The sequence below is a fragment of the Pseudomonas sp. Tun-23181 genome (assembly GCF_057415455.1).
This window is the reverse complement of sequence record NZ_CM171630.1, coordinates 464527-485665: the sequence shown is the minus strand read 5'-3', so window position 1 is coordinate 485665 and position 21139 is coordinate 464527. Positions and strand designations below refer to the sequence as shown.

Annotated in this window: 22 protein-coding genes and 1 pseudogene; 4 read left to right on the top strand and 19 right to left on the bottom strand. The window is 53.0% G+C overall.

The features are described from left to right. Positions 1 to 36: 36 nt before the first annotated feature. The gene (aac(6')-Ib, locus tag ACDI39_RS02640; RefSeq protein WP_486539062.1) at positions 37 to 591 is read right to left on the bottom strand and encodes an AAC(6')-Ib family aminoglycoside 6'-N-acetyltransferase; all 555 of its coding nucleotides are present in this window, start codon (positions 589 to 591) and stop codon (positions 37 to 39) included. Between the two features lie 158 nt (positions 592 to 749). Here aac(6')-Ib and intI1 point away from each other — a divergent pair. The 4 genes and pseudogenes from intI1 to ACDI39_RS02620 all read left to right on the top strand — a co-directional run. Beyond that, positions 750 to 1679 (top strand): annotated as a pseudogene (intI1, locus tag ACDI39_RS02635) (class 1 integron integrase IntI1); the annotation flags it as partial. A gap of 305 nt (positions 1680 to 1984) precedes the next feature. After that, entirely contained in the window at positions 1985 to 2542 is a 558-nt protein-coding gene (locus ACDI39_RS02630) for a recombinase family protein (protein WP_001162012.1), read from the top strand. Between the two features lie 2 nt (positions 2543 to 2544). Continuing rightward, a complete protein-coding gene (locus ACDI39_RS02625) occupies positions 2545 to 5517 on the top strand; it encodes a Tn3 family transposase (protein WP_001138073.1) in 2973 nt (990 codons plus the stop codon). 78 nt (positions 5518 to 5595) lie between these two features. After that, entirely contained in the window at positions 5596 to 6600 is a 1005-nt protein-coding gene (locus ACDI39_RS02620) for an IS110-like element IS5075 family transposase (protein ID WP_000427619.1), read from the top strand. A 181-nt stretch (positions 6601 to 6781) separates the two neighbouring features. Here ACDI39_RS02620 and ACDI39_RS02615 read toward each other — a convergent pair whose 3' ends face one another. The 18 genes from ACDI39_RS02615 to ACDI39_RS02530 form a co-directional block, all read right to left on the bottom strand. Continuing rightward, positions 6782 to 7003, bottom strand: a complete 222-nt coding sequence (locus tag ACDI39_RS02615; RefSeq protein WP_000714163.1) for a hypothetical protein — start codon at positions 7001 to 7003, stop codon at positions 6782 to 6784. A 337-nt stretch (positions 7004 to 7340) separates the two neighbouring features. Beyond that, positions 7341 to 9068, bottom strand: coding sequence for a DUF7146 domain-containing protein (locus ACDI39_RS02610; RefSeq protein ID WP_000122922.1), 1728 nt, complete (start codon positions 9066 to 9068; stop codon positions 7341 to 7343). Positions 9069 to 9245: 177 nt separating this feature from the next. Beyond that, positions 9246 to 9632 carry a hypothetical protein gene (locus ACDI39_RS02605; protein WP_001077336.1) on the bottom strand — a complete coding sequence of 129 codons (387 nt, stop codon included), beginning with the start codon at positions 9630 to 9632 and terminating at the stop codon, positions 9246 to 9248. 458 nt (positions 9633 to 10090) lie between these two features. Beyond that, positions 10091 to 10942: a hypothetical protein gene (locus tag ACDI39_RS02600; protein WP_000595210.1), complete on the bottom strand. Its 852-nt coding sequence runs from the start codon at positions 10940 to 10942 to the stop codon at positions 10091 to 10093. Between the two features lie 74 nt (positions 10943 to 11016). After that, a complete protein-coding gene (locus ACDI39_RS02595; protein WP_000064432.1) occupies positions 11017 to 11574 on the bottom strand; it encodes a hypothetical protein in 558 nt (185 codons plus the stop codon). Between the two features lie 73 nt (positions 11575 to 11647). Next, positions 11648 to 11866: a hypothetical protein gene (locus ACDI39_RS02590; protein ID WP_000260293.1), complete on the bottom strand. Its 219-nt coding sequence runs from the start codon at positions 11864 to 11866 to the stop codon at positions 11648 to 11650. A 13-nt stretch (positions 11867 to 11879) separates the two neighbouring features. Beyond that, positions 11880 to 12149, bottom strand: coding sequence for a hypothetical protein (locus ACDI39_RS02585; RefSeq protein WP_000184110.1), 270 nt, complete (start codon positions 12147 to 12149; stop codon positions 11880 to 11882). Then, the gene (gene yfbR, locus ACDI39_RS02580; RefSeq protein WP_000071870.1) at positions 12142 to 12747 is read right to left on the bottom strand and encodes a 5'-deoxynucleotidase; all 606 of its coding nucleotides are present in this window, start codon (positions 12745 to 12747) and stop codon (positions 12142 to 12144) included. Before yfbR ends, ACDI39_RS02585 begins: the two co-directional genes overlap by 8 nt. A gap of 71 nt (positions 12748 to 12818) precedes the next feature. After that, positions 12819 to 13022 carry a hypothetical protein gene (locus ACDI39_RS02575; protein ID WP_000050847.1) on the bottom strand — a complete coding sequence of 68 codons (204 nt, stop codon included), beginning with the start codon at positions 13020 to 13022 and terminating at the stop codon, positions 12819 to 12821. A 201-nt stretch (positions 13023 to 13223) separates the two neighbouring features. Further along, positions 13224 to 15677: an adenine nucleotide alpha hydrolase family protein gene (locus tag ACDI39_RS02570; protein ID WP_117027704.1), complete on the bottom strand. Its 2454-nt coding sequence runs from the start codon at positions 15675 to 15677 to the stop codon at positions 13224 to 13226. Positions 15678 to 15764: 87 nt separating this feature from the next. Then, positions 15765 to 16151, bottom strand: coding sequence for a hypothetical protein (locus ACDI39_RS02565; RefSeq protein WP_000042274.1), 387 nt, complete (start codon positions 16149 to 16151; stop codon positions 15765 to 15767). A gap of 232 nt (positions 16152 to 16383) precedes the next feature. After that, positions 16384 to 16938: a hypothetical protein gene (locus ACDI39_RS02560; protein ID WP_001093867.1), complete on the bottom strand. Its 555-nt coding sequence runs from the start codon at positions 16936 to 16938 to the stop codon at positions 16384 to 16386. Positions 16939 to 17011: 73 nt separating this feature from the next. After that, complete coding sequence (locus ACDI39_RS02555) at positions 17012 to 17443, bottom strand: hypothetical protein (RefSeq protein WP_000687894.1); 432 nt, start codon at positions 17441 to 17443, stop codon at positions 17012 to 17014. A gap of 60 nt (positions 17444 to 17503) precedes the next feature. Then, the gene (locus ACDI39_RS02550; RefSeq protein WP_000201432.1) at positions 17504 to 19129 is read right to left on the bottom strand and encodes a DNA cytosine methyltransferase; all 1626 of its coding nucleotides are present in this window, start codon (positions 19127 to 19129) and stop codon (positions 17504 to 17506) included. A gap of 77 nt (positions 19130 to 19206) precedes the next feature. After that, complete coding sequence (locus tag ACDI39_RS02545) at positions 19207 to 19509, bottom strand: hypothetical protein (protein ID WP_000410925.1); 303 nt, start codon at positions 19507 to 19509, stop codon at positions 19207 to 19209. Between the two features lie 77 nt (positions 19510 to 19586). Next, positions 19587 to 19931: a hypothetical protein gene (locus ACDI39_RS02540; RefSeq protein ID WP_000209093.1), complete on the bottom strand. Its 345-nt coding sequence runs from the start codon at positions 19929 to 19931 to the stop codon at positions 19587 to 19589. A gap of 191 nt (positions 19932 to 20122) precedes the next feature. Then, a complete protein-coding gene (locus ACDI39_RS02535; RefSeq protein WP_000994741.1) occupies positions 20123 to 20476 on the bottom strand; it encodes a hypothetical protein in 354 nt (117 codons plus the stop codon). A gap of 68 nt (positions 20477 to 20544) precedes the next feature. Next, positions 20545 to 20736: a hypothetical protein gene (locus ACDI39_RS02530; RefSeq protein WP_000651508.1), complete on the bottom strand. Its 192-nt coding sequence runs from the start codon at positions 20734 to 20736 to the stop codon at positions 20545 to 20547. Positions 20737 to 21139 lie beyond the last annotated feature (403 nt).

The window sequence follows — 21139 nt, the reverse complement described above, 5'->3', positions numbered from 1 at the left end:
GGCGCCAGCCCTTGGACGTCCCCCTCGATGGAAGGGTTAGGCATCACTGCGTGTTCGCTCGAATGCCTGGCGTGTTTGAACCATGTACACGGCTGGACCATATGGGGTGGTTACGGTACCTTGCCTCTCAAACCCCGCTTTCTCGTAGCATCGGATCGCTCGCAAGTTGCTCGGCGACGGGTCCGTTTGGATCTTGGTGACCTCGGGATCATTGAACAGCAACTCAACCAGAGCTCGAACCAGCTTGGTTCTCAAGCCTTTGCCCAGTTGTGATGCATTCGCCAGTAACTGGTCTATTCCGCGTACTCCTGGATCGGTTTCTTCTTCCCACCTTCCGTCCCCGCTTCCAAGAGCAACGTACGACTGGGCATACCCAATCGGCTCTCCATTCAGCATTGCAATGTATGGAGTGACGGACTCTTGCGCTAAAACGCTTGGCAAGTACTGTTCCTGTACGTCAGCAAGTGTCGGGCGTGCTTCTTCTCCGCCCCACCACTCGACGATATGAGATCGATTTAGCCACTCATAGAGCATCGCAAGGTCATGCTCAGTCATGAGGCGCAGTGTGACGGAATCGTTGCTGTTGGTCACGATGCTGTACTTTGTGATGCCTAACTTTGTTTTTGCGTTGCTCATGATGTCTAACTCCCAATTTGTGTAGGGCTTATTATGCACGCTTAAAAATAATAAAAGCAGACTTGACCTGATAGTTTGGCTGTGAGCAATTATGTGCTTAGTGCATCTAACTTTACAGCTTACCAACCGAACAGGCTTATGTCCACTGGGTTCGTGCCTTCATCCGTTTCCACGGTGTGCGTCACCCGGCAACCTTGGGCAGCAGCGAAGTCGAGGCATTTCTGTCCTGGCTGGCGAACGAGCGCAAGGTTTCGGTCTCCACGCATCGTCAGGCATTGGCGGCCTTGCTGTTCTTCTACGGCAAGGTGCTGTGCACGGATCTGCCCTGGCTTCAGGAGATCGGAAGACCTCGGCCGTCGCGGCGCTTGCCGGTGGTGCTGACCCCGGATGAAGTGGTTCGCATCCTCGGTTTTCTGGAAGGCGAGCATCGTTTGTTCGCCCAGCTTCTGTATGGAACGGGCATGCGGATCAGTGAGGGTTTGCAACTGCGGGTCAAGGATCTGGATTTCGATCACGGCACGATCATCGTGCGGGAGGGCAAGGGCTCCAAGGATCGGGCCTTGATGTTACCCGAGAGCTTGGCACCCAGCCTGCGCGAGCAGCTGTCGCGTGCACGGGCATGGTGGCTGAAGGACCAGGCCGAGGGCCGCAGCGGCGTTGCGCTTCCCGACGCCCTTGAGCGGAAGTATCCGCGCGCCGGGCATTCCTGGCCGTGGTTCTGGGTTTTTGCGCAGCACACGCATTCGACCGATCCACGGAGCGGTGTCGTGCGTCGCCATCACATGTATGACCAGACCTTTCAGCGCGCCTTCAAACGTGCCGTAGAACAAGCAGGCATCACGAAGCCCGCCACACCGCACACCCTCCGCCACTCGTTCGCGACGGCCTTGCTCCGCAGCGGTTACGACATTCGAACCGTGCAGGATCTGCTCGGCCATTCCGACGTCTCTACGACGATGATTTACACGCATGTGCTGAAAGTTGGCGGTGCCGGAGTGCGCTCACCGCTTGATGCGCTGCCGCCCCTCACTAGTGAGAGGTAGGGCAGCGCAAGTCAATCCTGGCGGATTCACTACCCCTGCGCGAAGGCCATCGGTGCCGCATCGAACGGCCGGTTGCGGAAAGTCCTCCCTGCGTCCGCTGATGGCCGGCAGCAGCCCGTCGTTGCCTGATGGATCCAACCCCTCCGCTGCTATAGTGCAGTCGGCTTCTGACGTTCAGTGCAGCCGTCTTCTGAAAACGACACCATGTGCAAACGATGTCAGAATAGAGTTAAATTTCCTATTGATTGACATATTCCGTCAAAGGTAATAGATTTCATCCTGACACTTTTGCCTTTGGAGGCATCTTGCAAGGTCAACGCATCGGCTATGTCCGCGTCAGCAGCTTCGACCAGAACCCGGAACGGCAATTGGAGGGTGTTCAGGTGGCGCGGGTGTTCACCGACAAGGCTTCTGGCAAGGACACCCAGCGTCCCGAGCTGGAAAGGCTGCTGGCCTTCGTCCGCGAGGGCGACACCGTGGTGGTGCATAGCATGGACAGGCTGGCACGCAACCTTGATGACCTGCGCCGCATCGTCCAAGGGCTGACACAACGGGGCGTGCGCATGGAGTTCGTCAAAGAAGGGCTGAAGTTCACCGGCGAGGACTCACCGATGGCCAATCTGATGCTGTCGGTCATGGGAGCCTTCGCTGAGTTCGAGCGCGCCCTGATCCGCGAACGTCAGCGCGAGGGAATCGTGCTGGCCAAGCAGCGCGGTGCCTACCGGGGACGAAAGAAATCGCTGAACAGCGAACAAATTGCCGAGTTGAAACGGCGAGTTGCGGCAGGCGACCAAAAAACCTTGGTGGCCCGTGACTTCGGCATCAGCCGCGAAACCTTGTACCAGTACCTGCGGGAAGACTGACCATGCCACGCCGCTCAATCCTGTCCGCCACCGAGCGCGAAAGCCTGCTGGCACTGCCAGATGCCAAAGACGAACTGATACGGCACTACACGTTCAACGAAACCGACCTGTCGGTGATCCGTCAGCGTCGCGGCGCCGCGAATCGATTGGGCTTCGCTGTGCAGCTTTGCTACTTGCGATTCCCTGGCACCTTTTTGGGCGTCGATGAGCCTCCGTTTCCGCCCCTGTTGCGCATGGTGGCCGCGCAACTCAAGATGCCAGTGGAAAGTTGGAGCGAGTACGGCCAGCGCGAACAGACACGGCGGGAGCACTTGGTCGAGCTGCAAACGGTTTTTGGGTTCAAGCCCTTCACCATGAGCCACTATCGGCAAGCCGTGCATACATTGACCGAGCTGGCCTTGCAGACCGACAAAGGCATCGTGCTGGCGAGCGCACTTGTCGAGAATCTGCGGCGGCAGAGCATTATCCTGCCCGCCATGAATGCCATCGAGCGCGCAAGCGCCGAGGCCATCACCCGTGCCAACCGACGCATTTACGCGGCGCTGACCGATTCTTTGTTATCACCCCACCGTCAGCGCCTGGACGAACTTCTCAAGCGCAAGGACGGCAGTAAAGTGACGTGGCTGGCATGGCTGCGCCAGTCGCCTGCCAAACCGAACTCTCGCCACATGCTCGAACATATTGAGCGCCTGAAATCCTGGCAAGCACTTGATCTGCCCGCAGGCATCGAGCGGCAGGTTCACCAGAACCGCCTGCTCAAAATCGCTCGTGAAGGTGGCCAGATGACGCCTGCTGATCTGGCAAAGTTCGAGGTGCAACGACGCTATGCCACGCTGGTAGCGCTGGCCATCGAAGGCATGGCCACCGTCACCGATGAAATCATCGACCTTCACGATCGCATCATCGGCAAGCTGTTCAACGCGGCCAAGAACAAGCATCAGCAGCAGTTCCAGGCTTCCGGCAAGGCGATCAACGACAAGGTGCGGATGTATGGGCGCATCGGTCAAGCGTTGATTGAGGCCAAGCAAAGCGGCAGCGATCCGTTCGCCGCCATCGAGGCCGTTATGCCCTGGGACACCTTCGCCGCCAGCGTCACCGAAGCGCAAACATTGGCGCGGCCTGCCGACTTTGATTTCCTGCACCACATCGGTGAAAGCTATGCCACGCTACGCCGCTACGCGCCGCAGTTCCTGGGCGTGCTCAAATTGCGGGCTGCGCCCGCCGCCAAGGGTGTGCTCGATGCCATCGACATGCTGCGCGGCATGAACAGCGACAGCGCGCGCAAGGTGCCCGCCGATGCGCCAACCGCATTCATCAAGCCGCGCTGGGCAAAGCTGGTTCTGACCGACGACGGCATCGACCGGCGTTACTACGAGTTATGCGCCCTGTCGGAGCTGAAGAACGCGCTGCGCTCCGGTGATGTCTGGGTGCAGGGTTCTCGCCAGTTCAAGGACTTCGACGAATACCTGGTGCCGGTCGAGAAGTTCGCCACTTTGAAGCTGGCCAGCGAATTGCCGCTGGCAGTGGCCACCGACTGCGACCAATACCTGCATGACCGGTTGGAATTGTTGGAGGCGCAACTCGCCACAGTCAACCGCATGGCTGCGGCCAACGACTTACCGGATGCCATCATCACCACCGCGTCAGGCCTGAAGATCACGCCGCTGGACGCGGCAGTACCAGACGCCGCGCAAGCCATGATCGACCAGACAGCTATGCTGCTGCCGCACCTCAAAATCACCGAGTTGCTGATGGAGGTCGATGAATGGACGGGCTTCACCCGCCACTTCACACACCTGAAGACCAGCGACACGGCCAAGGACAAAACCTTGCTGTTGACGACGATCCTGGCCGACGCGATCAACCTGGGTCTGACCAAAATGGCCGAGTCCTGCCCTGGCACCACCTACGCCAAGCTGTCTTGGCTGCAAGCCTGGCACATCCGCGATGAAACCTATTCGACGGCGCTGGCCGAGCTGGTGAATGCGCAGTTTCGGCAACCCTTCGCCGGCAACTGGGGTGACGGCACCACGTCATCGTCGGACGGCCAGAACTTCAGAACCGGCAGCAAAGCAGAAAGCACTGGTCATATCAACCCGAAGTATGGAAGCAGTCCAGGACGGACTTTCTACACCCATATCTCCGACCAGTACGCGCCCTTCAGTGCCAAGGTGGTCAACGTGGGCATTCGTGATTCAACTTACGTGCTTGATGGCCTGCTGTACCACGAGTCGGACTTGCGCATCGAGGAACACTACACCGACACGGCAGGCTTCACCGATCACGTGTTTGGCTTGATGCATTTGCTGGGATTTCGCTTCGCGCCGCGTATCCGTGACTTGGGCGAAACCAAGCTATTCATCCCCAAGGGCGATGCCGCCTATGACGCGCTCAAGCCGATGATTAGCAGCGACAGGCTGAACATCAAGCAAATACGCGCCCATTGGGATGAAATTCTGCGGCTGGCCACCTCCATCAAGCAAGGCACGGTAACGGCTTCGCTGATGCTGCGCAAACTCGGCAGCTACCCGCGCCAGAACGGCTTGGCCGTGGCGTTGCGCGAGCTGGGGCGCATCGAGCGCACGCTGTTCATTTTGGATTGGCTGCAAAGCGTGGAGCTGCGCCGCCGCGTCCATGCGGGGCTGAATAAGGGCGAGGCGCGCAACGCGCTGGCCAGGGCGGTCTTCTTCTACCGATTGGGTGAAATCCGCGACCGCAGTTTTGAGCAGCAGCGCTACCGGGCCAGCGGCCTCAATCTGGTGACGGCGGCCATCGTGTTGTGGAACACGGTATATCTGGAGCGTGCCACCAGTGCTTTGCGTGGCAACGGCACGGCGCTGGACGACACATTGTTGCAATATCTGTCGCCGCTGGGGTGGGAGCACATCAACCTGACCGGCGATTACCTATGGCGCAGCAGCGCCAAGGTCGGTGCGGGGAAGTTTAGGCCATTGCGACCGCTGCCACCGGCTTAGCGTGCTTTATTTAATGAGATGGTCACTCCCTCCTTCCCAGTACTATGCTGAGGACAGGCTTTCATTCGGAGAACCATCATGGAAAACATTGCGCTTATTGGTATCGATCTGGGTAAGAACTCTTTCCATATTCATTGTCAGGATCATCGTGGGAAGGCCGTTTACCGTAAAAAATTCACCCGACCAAAGCTAATCGAATTTCTGGCGACATGCCCGGCAACAACCATCGCGATGGAAGCCTGTGGCGGTTCTCACTTTATGGCACGCAAGCTGGAAGAGTTAGGGCATTTTCCAAAGCTGATATCACCGCAATTTGTCCGCCCATTCGTTAAAAGCAACAAAAATGACTTCGTTGATGCTGAAGCTATCTGTGAAGCAGCATCACGTCCATCTATGCGTTTCGTGCAGCCCAGAACCGAATCTCAGCAGGCAATGCGAGCTCTGCATCGTGTCCGTGAATCCCTGGTTCAGGATAAGGTGAAAACAACTAATCAGATGCATGCTTTTCTGCTGGAATTTGGTATCAGCGTTCCGCGAGGTGCTGCCGTTATTAGTCGACTGAGTACCCTTCTTGAGGACAGTAGTTTGCCTCTTTATCTCAGCCAGTTACTGCTGAAATTACAACAGCATTATCACTATCTTGTTGAGCAGATTAAAGATCTGGAATCTCAGTTGAAACGAAAGTTGGACGAAGATGAGGTTGGACAGCGCTTGCTGAGTATTCCCTGCGTTGGAACGCTGACTGCCAGTACTATTTCAACTGAGATTGGCGACGGGAAGCAGTACGCCAGCAGCCGTGACTTTGCGGCGGCAACAGGGCTGGTACCCCGACAGTACAGCACGGGAGGTCGGACGACATTGTTAGGGATTAGCAAGCGGGGCAACAAAAAGATCCGAACTTTGTTGGTTCAGTGTGCCAGGGTATTCATACAAAAACTGGAACACCAGTCTGGCAAGTTGGCCGACTGGGTCAGGGAGTTGTTGTGTCGGAAAAGCAACTTTGTCGTCACCTGTGCTCTGGCAAACAAGCTGGCCAGAATAGCCTGGGCACTGACGGCGCGACAGCAAACTTACGAAGCATAAAGGCAGAAATACACCAGTTTAAACAATCATTCATCTGGTTTTGCGAATACTGATATTGATGATACTAACGGCCCACCGGCCTGTTGAGGAACCTGTAAAACGGAAAGGCTCATTGAAGCCGTATATTTTCTGGAGGTTCATCAGGCGCGGAACTCATCGAGGCGCGGGAATAAAATCCCATTCAGACGCCGGATAGATTCAAGCAAGCCAACTTGTCGTCAAAATCGGTGTTGCAAAAACGGGAGTGACCATAGATTCCGTTTTCTGAGACGACCCCTACAATACCGACACCGATGGCTGTTACGGCGACCTTACGCAGGTCTTCACCGATAGCTCCCAGAGTCTTCTTGTCAGGAGAGAAAAGACGCACAAACCACGTCTTAATACGCAAAAACTTTTTCATGATTACCTCCATAGTTGAAGAGGAGGCGAATCATGCCTGAGAGGGCATGAACACCCCCTCAGGGTTAAAGTTTTAGGCAGACAAAGCTGTTGGCTTCGCCTTGTTCATCTTCATTGAGTTAATGATCTTCGTCGCTTCATCAGCAAACGGGCCAGTAACTTGGATAGGCTCCCTTCTTGCGAAGGAGGCTGTCACCATCATTCTCTGGCCGTGCATCAGATGACGATACCGAGACCGCATAAGCTCAACGTAGGCCGCAGAGTCCCCCTCCCACCCCTCAGGGGGAGAGAAGGGGCACACCGCGTCGTTACCAGGCGTTGTATCAACCTTCGAGACATCAATGACGGCCATACTCAGCTCTCCTTCTCGCAATGAAATCGCGCAGGTAGCGAGCATTCGGGAAACCGAGGCTTCCCTGACTCATCAGGACATCGTTCCAGTCAATCCCTTTCGCTCTGGGCGGGATCGGGAGCTTAGGCAGCAGGACGTACACACGAATGCCGCGCTTCTCCAGCTTGGCTTTCAGCACGTTCGCTGACTTCTCCCCAGTCACAGACTTATCTTTGTCAGCCCAGATCAGTACGGTGTGAACACCTTCTGGAACCTCGAAGGACTCCATTAGGGTGGCATTGACCGTTGACCAAACCGGGATTTGAGTGACTCGATAAGCTGACAGAGCTGTTTCCAGCCCTTCTGCAACACCCAGGATACCCTCAGTCGGTTCACCGAGGCGGATGGCCGCGCCATTGACATCCAAACCGTCAGGAATGGGCATCATCTTTTTGGCGTTGCCGACCTTGGCTTTTTTACCGTTTTGGGTGAGATAGGTGCGGTGGAGCGTTACCAGGTTGCCTTCCACATCTCGGATAGCGCAGACGATAGCCGGGAATTTCCCAACTTCATTGCCATCTTCGTCGTAGTAGGCCATAGCCGGATTGAACCGCAGACAGTCTGTTTTTTCTACTTCATCAACTTTGAACAGCAGCTCGCGGTTTTTGAAGTACAGACGCATTGGCTCAGTCACATGACTGGAGAACGGCAAACACTCGTTCCATACCTTCTCGATTTTCTCACGGAGACGAGCACTGTAAGCGCGTTCGCGCTCCATTCTCTTCTCCATTTCTTCTTGGAGCTCAAGCAACCAAGGCTTAGGTTGTTCACGAAACATCGGAACAACTTTCGGCTTATTTTCGCTGCTTTGCTCTTCCGGTTGTGTGGCCGCAGGTTGTACTTGCGGTGCCGGAGTTTCTACCTTGCGGTTGACCACAGGGGCCGACTCAACATGGTGACTCACCGGCTCAACACCACCGTTCGAGCGAGCGCGGAACTGCGTTACCGTAGCGCCGCGACGTTCCACCAGCCAGGTGTTGCGATGCGTTTGCATAGGTTGTTCTCTCACAACATTCCCCTGCTCGTCCTTAACTTCAACGACGACAGTTACAGGCTCGCGCCCGAGGTTTGTCATGACGATCTCATCCCCATACTTGGCTTCACTTTCACCAATGGCTCTTTCAAGATCCACGCCCCAGATGGTGCGTTCCAAACCGCTCTTGTCACGGATGAAGGCAAAGTAGCTGAGCTCGTTGTCTTCGTTATGCTCATAAGGAGCTTTACCGTGGGCAATCAGAGTACCGGCAATGGATTTTTTACGATTCTTGGAATCGAGAACCTTGTTATTCACCTTCATAGGCTCTTGCTGAACAGGCGCTTTGGCCTGGACAGGAGCTCGTGTCGGTGCAGCGGCTTGTTGATACTGGGGTTGCTCTTTCTCAACGCCCAGATAATCACCAACCTCGCTCAGGCACTGTTTAAAGTCCCAGTTATTGAGCCACATCAGCAGCTCAAAACCATCATGATTGGCACCGCATGTATTGCATACGCCGCCACCAGTCAGGTGGGCATCCTTGAACAGTCGGAAGCCATCTTTCCCGCCGTGGATAGGACAAGAAACATGACGACCAGGTTTACGGAGAGCTGGTTCAAGATGGGGCGCTAGGGCCGCCAGGATGAATAGCCAGTTTCCGTTTGCAGCTTCACGAACGGTGTCAGCTTTGTAGTAAGACATAGGTTTTCTCCTTAGCGTGAACCCCAGCATCGAGGCTTCCTTAAACCCCCGTCGCCAGGGTTTTAAGGAAACCCCGACACCGGGAGAATGTGCCAAGGAGGCTCCCCAGCCGGGGAGTTCTCCCCGGCGAGGGGTTTAAAAAGGTCGCCCCCGAAACGGAGGCGAATTTTGTGAATATCACAAGCACAAATGAGCGCCCTCTTCCGAGGCCATCATGATTGTGACATCTGCGGTTACAGGATCTGACTTAATCACAACCTCAGTGGGTTTGAAAAAGCCATCTACAGTGGGCATGGGGTAATAAAGACGAATCTTTCCCCAATTCTTGTTGTCGGTAAAAGCGACCTTTGTTTGAGCAACACAAAGCTGCAAAAACATGAAAAGGAAGTCTTCTACCGAGTGCTTACCATCTGCACCAAATACTCCATCGACAATTGCCGGGGTCACTGCCACATTGGTCAGGAAACCAGCTTGTTTACCGATGGAAGATTGGTCCACCAGCAGACCATCATTGATGGCTTGTTGACGGATTTGGGCGAGGTCCAATTTAGCTACTTGGTTCATAAGGTGTACTCCAAAGTTAATGGGTACACCTACCCCGTGCGGGGAAGTGTACCCGCATGGGTTATTGAAAGGTCACGGCCAAAGCCGAGCTTTAAGGTTCCGAGTTTTACGCTGGCTGAATGCGCCAAAGAACGGTCGGAGGAAACGAGTCAGCGACACGCTTCACATTCGCGTAAAGAGTGTCCGTAAAGACACGCTCTAAGCGACGACCACCTTGACGATAAACCAACTTAAAGTCTTGGAATTTGTTCATGGATACCTCCAGAAATAACGGGAGGTATCTCCAGCAGGAGATAGACTCCCGCAGGGATTAATAAATTAACGTTAATTTGCTGTTTGTTTTTGGCGACCAGCTATCGCACTTTTCGCTCTCCGAAGAGAACAAAATCTGCTTACTGATGGTATTCACCATGAGTAAGAAGACTTGGGAAGTAAAGCAGGGGTTTCCCCCTGCCTTGTTATGCCGCTTTGAGGTGGCGAGAGAAAAAGTCCCTGGTTTGCTGGATAGCTCCCCGGAGAAGTTCTCGTCTGTAGCCAGCGTAGCTCTTGTCATCACTGGCAACGGTCAAGCCGTGCAGACTCTCTTCACCCAGGACAATCTCGTTTTCACGAGAGAGTACCTCAACACGTAGGCCAAGCACTCGCTCTTTCCCTTCCAGGATAGAACAAATTGTTTGGTCTCTTACTTCGTCATCCCAGTGGCCCATATCGAAATCCCGCTCAGGGAGTTCAGTAACACGCACCAGGTAGTTTTCAGTGGCCCGTTCCCAAACCACTTCATCTTCGCATGGAGAGGCCTCGATCAGCGAGTACCCGTCCGCTTCGAGCTTCTTGGAAAGACTTTTTACATCATCCGCCAGCTCCAGCACAAAGCGTTCCCAGAGGTCTTGCCAGCGCTCGACCATATCCTGGTTAATCCCTTCAATGCCGGTGCCAATCATGGAATCATCATCAGGGAAGATCCCTGTGAAGTCCACGTTGTCGTCGATGTTCATGCAGTTCCAATGGCTGTAGTGATGCCCGTGACTATTCCGAGTAATGGACAGGTCACAGGAACCATATTCGCGGAGGACAGAAAGCATATTCTCAATGTCTTTCTGTGCCATCAGGTTCTTCACGCGGCTGACAGCATCCACTTGGCCGGGCTCAGTGCTGAATAGGCGATTCATGAGAGCTTTGACGTCATCAACGCTCAAATCCCCGTAGAAGGCTACGCCATCCCCCTGGCAGTATCCGAGACTGTACTCAATCGTCAGATCATCCGGGTATCCACACTTAACCAGTTCGTTTTGAAAATGCTGTTTAATCATTGGTATCTCCTTAATTTCAGAGGGAGACACCATCCCCTCAGGGACCGATGTCCCCCGTGGGGTTAATGTTTGGGTTAAGAAGCCTTGCGGCTTAATTCAGTATCAAATCGAGGACCTTTGAGAACCGCAGTTTTCATAACCTCGAAGTTTCTTGGGTAACGCAGCTTTGAAACTGCGCCAGCTCGGATGTCGGCAGCCTCACTTGGAGAGACTAGCCTTAACCCTTCGCTGGTTTCAGCGTAGAACCAACCGGCATAACGCTCATAGGCATTCTGCTGGTACTGTTCAGTCGCCATATTCTTCCGGATCGCCTCTGTTAAGGCCTCAACAACACCGTCATCTTTCGTGATGATGTTGAAAACATGAGAGACAGTCAGGAAGTTCCCAAAGAAGCAGGCTGCCCCAAGCCAAGGCTGGAACATTTCGCCATTTCGCCCCGTCCTCACCATTGGTTCAAACGGGTATGGGCGATAACAGTGATACTGCTCAAACATCGGGTCAAGAACGTTGTCACCCAGGACATCCAGTAAAGTCTGAATACTGTCCGGGTCTTGGCCTGCCCACTTACTCCCATTGCTGAGAATCAGTGTTTTACCGTCAGTACGCTCCAGAGCTTGTTCAAAGTTAGACATAGTGCATTCCTTTTGGTTAGGACGCACCACACCCTCTCGGGATGATGCGCCCGAGTGGGTTAGTTGAGAAGGCTTAGCCGTCAAGTCCGTAAATTACGGCGGAGCCGGGCTCCATCTCGACAACTTGTGCGCTTCCTTCTTCTATCAGCTCCTGCATGTAACCAGACTCAGCATCCGGATTACGTTCGCAGTGTTCGTCCCAGCGTTTCAAAAGCCCTTCTGTGGCTTGTCCGTGGGTCTCACCAAGGCCGATAAACTCATAGTGTCCTGTGTTTACGATGATCACCACCATAGCTAGTGCTCTCCTACAGGTCACTTGGTACATACAGGTCATCTTTGATGGCAGAAAAATCGACAGGAGACTGGTCCCCATAGGTTCGATTCACGCCACCAGCATCATCGACACTGACAAAAACCGTGCGGAGTAAACCGCTGGGCTTTGCAGGGTAAACGATGCTGACATGCTGACCTTTGTACTGTTCTGACAAAGTGCTTTGAAGCTCATCAACCGAACGGAATTTCCGGTCGCGGCCAAAGTCCTTAATCTTGATGTCGCCAGGGATTGGATTAGTCATCGTTACCCCCTGCCAGCAGTTTATCTACTGAATGGCCGAGTCCGTTACCAAACCATTTGTCCAGAGCGTCGATTTCCGGGAAGTCCGATTTCACCTGAGCAACAACACGTTCCATTTTGCTGAGAGCATCCTGGAACTCAAGGCCATTACCTGCGGCCACCTCAAGTTTGCACTTGATGTAAGCGGAGTAGGTATCACAGGCCTTAACCAGTGATTGTTCATAGCCACCGGGAGCGAAGGCTATGGCGACTGCATCCTGGAGTTCTTCGGGAAGAGTCTGGATGAGTTTGTCCTCTGCGGCCTTTTCCAGTCGTTCAAACTCACGCTGCAAAACAGCGTTTGCTTTCTTGACCGGTGTTACAACATCCGAACAGAGAACCTCGGCTGCATCATGCAACGAAGCATGAGCAAGCATGACTGCCAGATCCACCGACTTCCCTTGCTGAATGGCAATATTGCCAGCCAGGTAGGAAAGCAGGGTAACAACAGCGCTGTGTTCCAACACAGACTCCGGTTGAACAGAGTGCATCAGTGACCAGCGTTTGATCAGGCGTTGGCGCAAGGCCAGAGCTAGAAAGCCGAAATTTGAATTAGACATAGTGCCTCCAAAATTGGTTGGAGGTACACCAAAGCCGACCGGGCCTTGGTGTACCCGGTTGGGTTACTTAGTTATCTCGGGTCAAGCTGCTTAGCTATAGCGAGTAAAAACGGATGGAATGGATGATCTTGCGGGACACCCCCAACAAGCTCACGGGCTAAACCGACTGAGTTTGTAGCCAACACCTCTTTGACGGCCAGAATGATTTCATTGTCGATTTCATCCTGGATCTTTCGTTGTTGGTCCACCAGCCGACTTAACTTGTCTAGGCTCATGCTTCTCTCCTTTGTTTGTGGGAGAGAACCCAGGAGGGGTTTCCTCCCGAGGGGTTAGGTTATTGCTGTTTTGGGCCAGCTACCGTTATAGCCAGCAAGCGCTGACAATGAACAAAGAGTATGACAGCCACCTAAAAGGGTAAAACGCTGTAATTGCCCTTTTGGGGTGCAAAAGAAAAAGCCCTCCCGAAGGAGGGCTTTTTATGCGGCCAAGGACAAGCCTTGCTGTCCTCTTTGCAACTCTGTGTCGTCGCGGCGATGTAAGCGTTGAACCGCCTTGATCATCGTTCTGACATGTCGCTCCAAAGAGGCTGGATGGCGTTTTGACAGTAGGTTGATCCAGTCGAGATAGATAGCAAGCGCGGAACCTTCGGTTAGGGCTGCCTGTATCGCCTCATACTGCCCTACGGCACTCTGGACCACATCATTCATCCACTGGGCGTCAGTATTGTCCAAGAGCTCGCAGAGGGCCGTATAAGCCTTCCTTCTGGTCGCGGCCATGTAACGACGAATGTTGGCGTTTCCGCTCCCCTCTCGCCCTTCCATGACGCTCATACAGAATGCGCTGGAGTAACAAAGCATCGCGTCAGTCACGTAGTTAAACCATCGCTCCTGATGCCGTTTCTGTTCTTCCATTGCTTCCTGGTCAAGTTGCTTCTCGATGAACAACCCCGTCGGAGTACGGTGGTGCAGATGGTACTTGAACGTTAAGTGCAAGTTGACCCACCAGCGTACCGTTGCCAGTCTTCCCTTGATTTTTCGCTTCACCAGATCTTTGTACTTAGCATCGCTAAGCACTTTGACATCCTTGCGCTGTTGGATTCCTTCCATCGTCTGTAGCCCTGTAAGGCCCATCTGGTGGTAGGTTTGACCTCTTTGCATCATACGGTGATACAAAGCGCCTTTTCCTTTCGCAAGCTGGATTGCTCCGAACCGAAGGTAGAACTGCGCTGCACTACCGGGCGTATAATGTCCCTTTAGTACAGACTCCCTTAGTCGCGGGTATTCGTTCCAGATGATGAACGCAGCGGAGTCGGGATCGACTTTCACTTCATCATCTTCTGCGAAGCAAACCACCCTTCTCTTTCCGTCTGCGGTATTGATCACTTGCGCTGCCAACGGGTCATCCCCGCCGTCAAAGTAAGCCATTTCCGCTAACGGATCGGCCAAGCCATCAGAAAGCGAACCATCGCCCCAGCGACCAACCTTCAACCACAATGGCTTCGGAATTGGTGACTGAGGAACGGTTTCACACTGCGGCTCGTCTTCCAGCAAGTCCAGATCACCCATCGACCAAACCCTGTGGTAAATCTCCAGGGCATGGAAAGGCTTATCATTGAAATGATGGAAGGCCCACATGAAGTCGATATGGACTAAAGCCTCTTCCGATATGATCCGGAATTGTGGCTCTGCCATTCGACGGTTCCAGTCGTTATCCTCTGCTTGACCAGTAGCCAGCTTGTATGCCAGCTCATCAGCTCTCTTTTGCTCCATGTAGTCCATGCTGCAACAGACATGAAGCAATCGTTCTAGGAAAACAGGACTGTAAACGTCCGGCTGTATTTTGATGTATCCGCCCTCGTAAATCGTTCGACCTACGGGATGGCGGTCTTCCCATGCGTACCGGCGTTTTGCCAAGTAGCGCTGGATGCGGTTCAGCCCCGACATATAGCCATGCCTTTCAGGGTCCGTGGCAAGCAACGTCTCCATTGACTTATCCAACCCAACAGCCTGGCAAGCCCAGCAACCGAAGCGAGCGCCACAGGCGTCACTGGCCTTCTTCTCTGTTGCCGACCACACGCACTCCCCTGTTGCCGCCTTGTAAAGCTCTGCCGTAGTGACATTGCTCTCCAAGTAACTTGGCTGAGGATATGCTGAGCCCATGCCAGCGGATAGTAAGAACTCCCAGACATCACTCGCCAACCAGTTTTTCACCACATACAGCTCACCCCCATCTTTCGTCTTAATGACGCGATCTGAGCTTCCTCGCTGTTTTGCAATGTTGGCCGCACGAATAGTGCTTTCAGCATCACGACTGCCCAGCAAAAGGCAGACTTTCTGTCGAACCTCTTTGGGAAGCTCTCGCATATAAGCTGCCTTCGCTCTTTTGGCAGAGGTGATTTTTAAATCCTGGCTACACTGGCGGGCCGTGGAGTTGGAAAACGTAGGCAACCCCCTCCCAGTAAGGATTCGGCCCGTCCAACTCTGCGAGATCCCAGGCTTTGCTAGAACGATGGTCAGAGGAAGGTTTTCCTTCGCAATGAAACGCTCCAGCTCGGCCAGTTTCTGATCCGCCAGCCACCTTACCTCTGGGCTTTCGATCAGTGTGTCAGTGTGCAAGATGAAGTGGTGCTGGCTGATGGTCGCCCCACTCCTTACAGCCCGGATCAGGGCCATCAGGAACAGGTGCAAGACCGTTTCAGAATCTTTACCACTGGAATAGCCGATCATCATGGTCCACCCATCAATTAAGGCCGTGTGAATGGACTCAACCGATGACGTGATCAACGATGACAGACTGGTTCCTCTACTGGCATCAACGAAGTTCAAATCCTCGTTATCAGTCAGTTCTGACCAAACAGAATCCCACTTATCCCCACGCAAAAGCACTGGGATGGGTTGTTCTGATAGATCAAAGTTTAATGTTTGTTGCATAGGGCCTCCTGGATTAGCAGGGTGCCCATCCCTTCCGGGAAAGCACCCCGGTAGGGTTAAAATTGAATCCTGGCTATCAGACCTGAACTAGCTGCTACTCGACATCTGGTTGTCTTCGTATTGCTGCTTGGCCTGTTTCACCAGATCAATGTCACCGTCTTGCAGCTTTTGAATATCAAGCTGTAGACGAGCCTTGTGTTTCAACAGTTCAGCGACCGCATTATCAATGTGATCAATGAGCGATTGGTTTTTTTGGATGGTGTAACTGTTGAGTTCATCGAGCAGGGGCCATGCAACACTCGAATGAGTGTTGAGCAATGGGTACTCTGCTTCGATCTCACAAACCACACCGTTTGCTCCTTCTCTGTAATGAGGGAACCCGACACGCAGACCGATACGACGATCCAGCGCTGCATTCACAGTACATTCCAAAGAAGTTCGGTTTGAAAAAACATCGTTGACGTTTTTAGACATGCTATATCTCCGTTCAGTTTATGACGGAGCCCCCCTAACAGGAGGTGCTCCCGTCAGGGTTGATAATTTGCTGTTTGTTTTTGGCAGCCAGCTACCGCACTTGAGCGCCTAAGGCACTTTCCGAAGCACCCTGGGAAACCGAGATGCTTGGGAAAGCGCGGGGTTTCCCCCTGCGCTGATTACCCTTTTTAAGGGGCCGGTACGCCGATTTCTCGGCGCACTCAGGTTGAAGCTACACAGTCAAGAACCAACGTTTCATAGGGACGGTGATGTCTATCATCCCGTTTCCACATGGATTCTGGCCCCAGAATCTGTAGGTCGTCTCATAGAAGTCAAACTCAGACAAGGACTGAATCTGCGCTTCTGAGATCGGCTCAAATGGTCCACCGCAACCGATGTGCATATTGAGCCCATAATCTCGAAGCTCTAGCTCTCCGAGATTTATCGTCTTCCCGCCCACACAAGCAACCAAGTTCTGGTTTCTGACGTCGCCTTCTTTGAACAGCAAAGCTGACTCATCGTAGCTCCCATATTGGTTGGTAAACTTCACAATATGCCCGTGCTTAGGTGAGGTTTGTTCCGACAACTCTTTCAGTAATCGCTTTACGCTTTGAAATCTCGCGTACAGAGCTGGCGTAAACTGCCCAGAGTAGTTCAAGTTTGGGCAGATCATTTCAAGCATCTCATCAGGTACAGATTCAAGCCCCATTTGCGCGGCCAATGGCTTCGCCTTTTTCAGACCTTCCTCAAGCACTCTCTGATTTACAAGTTGTTCTAATGTGTTCATTTGACTCTCCACTTTCGAGAGAGCAATGCAAGCCGTCTCCGGACTTACATTGCCCGTTAACGGCTTTATTGGTTTATCCCAAGAGGTACGGAGCTACGCCAGTCAGGAAGCCCATGACTCCCAACACAGCGCCAACCACGCCCAATTTGATTGACAGTTGGACACTTTGATCCGGATGGTTCCAGAACCACTGCCAGACTTCCCAGCGCCTGGCTCTGCGAACCTCAAGATTTACAGTGTCTTTAAAACGAACACCCAGAGCATCTACCGCATCGTAATCCAGCGCGACCGCCAGCTTTGTGATGGATAAATTCCCAGGGTTGCCCATCGCATACCGGAGAACCTTTGCTTTGGTCTCTGGGTTTACGATCATAACCGGCTCCCTCCTGAAAAAACGGGTCTTGTCTTTTCGCTTGGAATCCATGTTGCGGTTATGGAACCTGGCAATGCAGTGTTGAAGGCCTGAATCCTCGGGAGGTAAAGGCACAACAGTTTCGATTTTCATGATTACTCTCCTTTCGGATAGGCCGGAGCAAAGGCCTTTCGGCATTGCCCCGGTGAGTTACTAATGAACCAAAGATGAAGTGACCATGATTGCGTCTCCGGACATCATTACCGGGAGATATTCGCAAGGCTCATGGCCGCAGCTCTTTTTAGTTCCGTTAGGTGAATAGACAGCCAATTGACCATCCATAATGTTGAAGGGCATCCCCTGTTTTTTCGCTGCCGGTGACAGCTTGAGAGTGCCCTTTGCGTCAACCAATGCCGTTGCCCAATGGAAGTCTTCACCACCGATCACCGGCTGTGATTCATCCACGACTTCGACCATGATTGGCATCATTCCAACCCAGCTCCACAGGCTGTTCCCTAATGCGAGGGCTAAAGCCTCGAACGCGGGAAAGACTACCGATTGCCCGAGAATCTGGTGGGCAATAGTGTCCGACAGACCTTGGATGAGTTCCTCTGGTATCCCTTTCACTCGACAATGTTCTGTCGGTGTAAAGATGCGAGACAACTCCGGCTGTTCTGGATGAACAATGAAAGGTTCGGTACTTCTGCATTTTGCATAGTCCTTACCTATGGTGCCGCAAAACTCATCGTCGCCAGTCAGAAGCTGGCGAGAGAACCCCTTGCCAGCAGCTTTGTCTCTCAACTCCTTCTCAGCCAGATAGTCAAATGACTTCCAACGTTCAGAATCGAGCGGAACTGGCTCCAGGATGTCCTGTATGCGACTTTCCTTGGTGCGAACAGGCTGAACCTTCTCAAGTTCAAACCCGTCGATCCCGTGGGAAAGCGCAACAACACAAAGACGCTTGCGGCGCTCAATAACCCCAAACTCATTGCCGTCGAGAATGCGCTCTTGTAGGGAGTAACCCAACGAAGAGAGCACCGAACGAATCACTTCCATCGAAGCGGTGTTCTGGTACTCAGGCACGTTCTCAATCAGCACAACGGCTGGGTTTAGCGCTTCTACGAATTGCAGGAAGTTGAAGAACATGGCACCTGCCGCCTCATGCGATTCGGCAAACTCCAACTTGTTCTTACTGCGACCTGACTTTGACGCGCCGGTACACGGTATGCCCCCCATCAAAACATCCACCTGTGGTGGGCGTTTGCTGAGATTCACAGCCTGGATTGGCGATTCGATAACAATAGAATCTTCGTTCCAAAGCTCCGGGTTATTTGCCAAAGACGAATCGAGATATTTCCCTTCCATCTCCACGGCCACAGATATGGCACTGGCAATTCCCGCCTTGTGAAAACCGGCGTGAATCGCTTTATCAAGCACACCACCCCCATGAAAGAGGCTGCATACCGAAAGCGATTCTCCATTCTCCAGCTTACTGATAAGCCGGTTGACGCGCTCGATCACTCGCTCTTGTTGATGGTGAGCAGAGATCACAATTGCGCCGTTACGGATGAACACGCGGAGCATCTCTACACCGTCAAAAACGGTAGCAAGCTCCTGCACGGTCAGATCGATGATTGGAGACACCCGGCCATTGCGCTCACGCTTACTGATGGTGAACTTACCCTCCTCTTTGACGCGAAGCACAACCTGGGAATCTTTCAGCTCCAGATCATACTTCATGCCAGGATAGTAACCTTCACGCAGTAGCTTTTGGCCTTCCAGCCAGACGCGCTTCTTGCCTCGATGTTCTCCTAACTTGGTGTTTACGATAGTAGCCATGAGCTCTCTCCTTTCGGTTGAGAGGCCACTACCGTCCCAATCGGGAAGTAATGGCCCCGATGGGTTTAAAGTGGTTCTCAGTTCACAGCGATGCCGTGAGACTGAATGGCATTAGCAAAGCCAGCCATTTGTTCAGGGAAGGTGTAGCGGTTGATGTCCTGGCTGCGAGCCAGATTGACATGCACCTTCTTCACCTTCGTTTCGTCAGAGTCGTACTTTTCAAGCGCCAGCTTCTCAGCTTCTTCCGGATCTCGGCCCAGCGAGTAGGCGTAAATCACAGAGGTGAAGCCAAGTCCTGAGCCGAATGCGTAGACTTGTTTCTCGAAATGGACGTCAGCGAAATAGATGCTGAATCCGGATTTGAGGTTATGTTTTTCCATGATGCACTCCAAATAGTTTGGGGGCGCACCACGTCCCGAACCGGGCGGATGCACCCGGTTTAGGGTTAGTAGATTGCTCAAGCTGTTACGCCAGCCTGAGCCTTTATTGCTTCAAGCACGATCTCTGCTTCCTTGATAGAACCAGTGCTGTACAGCTTATGCAGCACCCGGCCAAGGTTCACAGAGATCTTTTCTTTCACTTGGAGATACTTGACATAGAAGTCATACAGTTTCTCCGCCTGCTCAAGGTGGGACATGCTCTCAACGGGAATGGTATTCCCTGGATTGCAGTACCACTTTCCGAGCACCTTTTGTACAAATCCCTCTTTGTCTCCTACGAACTGATTTGTGCCAAACACCCCACTGGTTGGTGAGCGTTGAATAACAGAAATCGGATTCGCAAAGCTGGCAAGAGTAGTCATAGTTGTGGCTCCATGTTTGTCAGGGAACCACCAGCCCGAGGGGCAGTGATCCCCCAAGGGTTATGTAGAATGCTGTTTGTTTGGGGAGGCCAGCTACCTCACTATTCACTCTCGACAGAGAGCAAAATCTTGCTTTCCGAGGGGCACAAACTTTCACATGTGAAAGTCGATGCCACTGGGAAAGCAGGGGGTTAACCCCCCGCTTTAACCCGCGCTAAGCGGTTTAGGATAGACTTCACGCCTTCCCTTACTCCAGATGGATCGTAACCTGCTTCATCGCAGCAGACCACAAATGAGAATGGATGTACCTCATCGGACATCACCCAAGCCATCGTTTCCTGCTTGATTTCACTTCCAGCTCGACCATCAGCAAGGACTCTAAGGCTATGCCATAAAAGCCCATCACGTAACTGCCTTACCTCATCATCAGTCCATTCAGGCTTTGGCTCAAATGGAATGACTTCTGCGGTCTTCGGCTCTTCATCCAGGAAGAAAAGCGGCAGCTCAAGCTGGTTTTCCTTCTGGATCATCTTCACTGCATTCATGGTGACTCCTTTTACGGGCACCATGCCCCCACAGGGGCATGAAGCCCCCAGTGGGGTTACAGTCATAGTTACTTCACGCCTGCCAGTTGAGAATTGATGTTCTCTTCCAGCCAGCCTTGAAGCGATTCAAGGTCACGTTTGTCTTCCGTATTGCTGGCTTTACGTGCATCTTCCGACACAGCGCTCAACATGGCGTTAGCCTCAGCAAGTGATTCAACATTGTTCCCAGGGAACACAATCGTTTGACTGTGATCTTTCATGGTCTTCTCCTTTGAGAATGGAGGACCGTCTCCCATCAGGAAGAGCGGCCCCGTGGGTTAAAAGTAAAAATCCTCCAGCTCTTCATGGTCAGGCTTTCGCTCAACTGGTCGAAGCAACTCAGCTTCATCAGCGAACTCAAGCTCAGGATGAAAAGCAGGATGAAATCCTCGATGCCAGACTGGACGGTCATTATCGAGGTCTAAGTAGCAGTGCCTCCCACTGGCTGGGTGATAGCAGTAAAGCCACTGTCTACCACTAACGGTAAACGGCTTCTCTGCACCTCCACATGCCGGTACAAGGTTATCTGCTGCTATATGCGCTACAGCATCCATAGGATCAGTCCTCATCTTCGTCATCACGAACACAAAGATCACGAGCAACTATCCCGGATTTCTCATGACC

Excerpts from the sequence above, each read along its gene's own strand:
- ACDI39_RS02625 (WP_001138073.1), top strand. The coding sequence starts at position 2,545 with ATGCCACGCCGCTCAATCCTGTCCGCCACCGAGCGCGAAAGCCTGCTG.
- ACDI39_RS02620 (WP_000427619.1), top strand. The coding sequence starts at position 5,596 with ATGGAAAACATTGCGCTTATTGGTATCGATCTGGGTAAGAACTCTTTC.
- ACDI39_RS02615 (WP_000714163.1), bottom strand. The coding sequence starts at position 7,003 with ATGAAAAAGTTTTTGCGTATTAAGACGTGGTTTGTGCGTCTTTTCTCT.
- ACDI39_RS02610 (WP_000122922.1), bottom strand. The coding sequence starts at position 9,068 with ATGTCTTACTACAAAGCTGACACCGTTCGTGAAGCTGCAAACGGAAAC.
- ACDI39_RS02605 (WP_001077336.1), bottom strand. The coding sequence starts at position 9,632 with ATGAACCAAGTAGCTAAATTGGACCTCGCCCAAATCCGTCAACAAGCC.
- ACDI39_RS02600 (WP_000595210.1), bottom strand. The coding sequence starts at position 10,942 with ATGATTAAACAGCATTTTCAAAACGAACTGGTTAAGTGTGGATACCCG.
- ACDI39_RS02595 (WP_000064432.1), bottom strand. The coding sequence starts at position 11,574 with ATGTCTAACTTTGAACAAGCTCTGGAGCGTACTGACGGTAAAACACTG.
- ACDI39_RS02590 (WP_000260293.1), bottom strand. The coding sequence starts at position 11,866 with ATGGTGGTGATCATCGTAAACACAGGACACTATGAGTTTATCGGCCTT.
- ACDI39_RS02585 (WP_000184110.1), bottom strand. The coding sequence starts at position 12,149 with ATGACTAATCCAATCCCTGGCGACATCAAGATTAAGGACTTTGGCCGC.
- yfbR (WP_000071870.1), bottom strand. The coding sequence starts at position 12,747 with ATGTCTAATTCAAATTTCGGCTTTCTAGCTCTGGCCTTGCGCCAACGC.
- ACDI39_RS02575 (WP_000050847.1), bottom strand. The coding sequence starts at position 13,022 with ATGAGCCTAGACAAGTTAAGTCGGCTGGTGGACCAACAACGAAAGATC.
- ACDI39_RS02570 (WP_117027704.1), bottom strand. The coding sequence starts at position 15,677 with ATGCAACAAACATTAAACTTTGATCTATCAGAACAACCCATCCCAGTG.
- ACDI39_RS02565 (WP_000042274.1), bottom strand. The coding sequence starts at position 16,151 with ATGTCTAAAAACGTCAACGATGTTTTTTCAAACCGAACTTCTTTGGAA.
- ACDI39_RS02560 (WP_001093867.1), bottom strand. The coding sequence starts at position 16,938 with ATGAACACATTAGAACAACTTGTAAATCAGAGAGTGCTTGAGGAAGGT.
- ACDI39_RS02555 (WP_000687894.1), bottom strand. The coding sequence starts at position 17,443 with ATGAAAATCGAAACTGTTGTGCCTTTACCTCCCGAGGATTCAGGCCTT.
- ACDI39_RS02550 (WP_000201432.1), bottom strand. The coding sequence starts at position 19,129 with ATGGCTACTATCGTAAACACCAAGTTAGGAGAACATCGAGGCAAGAAG.
- ACDI39_RS02545 (WP_000410925.1), bottom strand. The coding sequence starts at position 19,509 with ATGGAAAAACATAACCTCAAATCCGGATTCAGCATCTATTTCGCTGAC.
- ACDI39_RS02540 (WP_000209093.1), bottom strand. The coding sequence starts at position 19,931 with ATGACTACTCTTGCCAGCTTTGCGAATCCGATTTCTGTTATTCAACGC.
- ACDI39_RS02535 (WP_000994741.1), bottom strand. The coding sequence starts at position 20,476 with ATGAATGCAGTGAAGATGATCCAGAAGGAAAACCAGCTTGAGCTGCCG.
- ACDI39_RS02530 (WP_000651508.1), bottom strand. The coding sequence starts at position 20,736 with ATGAAAGATCACAGTCAAACGATTGTGTTCCCTGGGAACAATGTTGAA.